At 70.1% G+C, this 1841-nt stretch carries 1 protein-coding gene; it reads right to left on the reverse strand.

Annotated elements, in window-relative coordinates:
- Nucleotides 1-1594, reverse strand: a 1594-nt coding sequence (locus A6M56_RS03730) for a glycoside hydrolase family 65 protein (RefSeq protein WP_286757766.1), incomplete at its 3' end; no start/stop codon positions are given.
- Nucleotides 1595-1841: the final 247 nt, after the last annotated feature.

The raw sequence follows: 1841 nt of genomic DNA on the forward strand, positions 1-1841 counted from the left end.
CGATGCCGGCGTACATGGCAGCGGCGATCGAACGCCATGTCCGGACTTCGTCCGCGCCGAGTCCGACGCGTGCGGACAGCGCGCGCCAGCGCTGCGTCCAGCGCTCCTGCAGGATGCGCGCCGCCGCCGCCGCGCATTCCAGGTTCCATTGCGCCATCCAGTTGGTGTACGCGTTGTCGTCGACGCCGTCGTGGTATTCGTCCGGCCCGATCACCTGCCGGATGTGATAACGCCCGTCGGCCTCGATGCGGCCGCGGCTGGCCCAGAAGCGCGCGGTCTCCAGCAGCATCTCGCCGCCGGGGCCGCCCAGGAACTCGTCGTCGCCGCTCGCCTGCCAGTACTGCCAGACCGCATAGGCGACGTCGGCGCTGATATGGTGCGCCTGCGCGCCGGTCAGCACCGGAAGCACCTCGCCGGTGGGCGCGACCGCGTGCGACGGCGTGACGTCCTCTCCGGAATCGGCCGACTCCCAGGCATACAGCGCGCCGGCATAGCCGCGCCGGCGCGCGTTTTCCCTGGCCGCGTCCAGCGTGTGGTAGCGGTACATCAGGAGGGCGCGCGCCGACGCCGGGTCGGTGAGGGTGTAGAACGGCAGCAGGTAGATTTCGGTGTCCCAGAACACATGGCCCTTGTAGCCCGCGCCGGTCAGCGCGCGCGCGCCGATGGATACATGCTCGTCCCCGGGATTGGCGGCCGACACCAGGTGATAGCAGGCGAAGCGCAGCGCGCGCTGCGCTTCCGGGTCGCCGCTGACCTCGACGCCGGCCGTCTCCCAGCGCCGCTCCCATGCCGCCGCATGGCGCCGCACGGCGGCGGGCGCGCCCTCGGCCAGCAGCCGCTGCAGCTGCGCGAGCGCGGCTTCCGACGGCTGCCCGGTGTCGCGCGAGGTGTAACACACCTGGAACCAGTCGTTGCGATAGGTCTTGCCGGCCTCGACCACGATCTCCAGGGTCTGGTCCAGCCGGCCCGCGCTGCGGCCGGTGCAGGCATCGCCGCCGTCGGCAACGCAAAAGCGGGTCGCCAGCGCCATCGCGATGCTGGTCCCGGTGCGCGTCCTGTGCTCGAACACCTGCACCGGACCGTAAGGCGTGTCGCGGCAGGTCACGACCGGCGCGAAGGCGTCGCCGGACATGCCCGGCGTCAGCAGGAAGCCGGAGCGTATCTCCATCGGGCCGGAGTAGGTTTCCGATACACAAAGCGAGGATTGCAGCAGGACATGCCGCTCGGCCAGCGAGGCGATGCGCAGAAAACTGATGCACATCACGGGACCATCCGGCTGCCCGAAGCGGAATTCGCGCCGGAACATGCCATGCCGCATATCGAGCAGGCGACGGTGCCCGGTGACCGCCAGCTTTGCCATTGCCAGGGGCTGCGGGCCGATGCGCTGCGCCAGCAGGGTCCAGCCCGGCAGGGCCAGCAGTTCCGGCTGCCGGGAAGGCGGGATGATGTCAAAGACACCCGCGATGAAGACGGTGGGCGCCGACATGGCGCCGCCGAACGGAAGGGAGCCGCGGCTGCCGAGATAGCCGTTGGAAACGGCGAACAGCGACTCGAACTCGTGTTCGCGGATCGGCGTGAATTCGTCATCCAGCATCACCCAGGCGGGATCGTCGCCGGCGGCGTCGGCCGCGCAAGCGGACGAAGCGCAGCAGGCGGACCAAGCGGACGATGGGGACGATGGGGACGATGGGGACGATGGGGACGAGGAGGGCGTGGGGTGCGAGGTGGGCGGGAAATCGGGCATGGCCGTCTGTGGCGGCTGGCCGGCGCAATCGTTCATGTCGTGCTTCGCCTCCATGCCGGTCAAGCCGCCGCAACCTGGGCCAGGTCCTGCACCACCA

The sequence above is a fragment of the Ralstonia sp. RL genome, assembly GCF_001683835.1.
In the GTDB taxonomy this organism is placed as follows: Bacteria; Pseudomonadota; Gammaproteobacteria; order Burkholderiales; family Burkholderiaceae; genus Ralstonia; species Ralstonia mannitolilytica.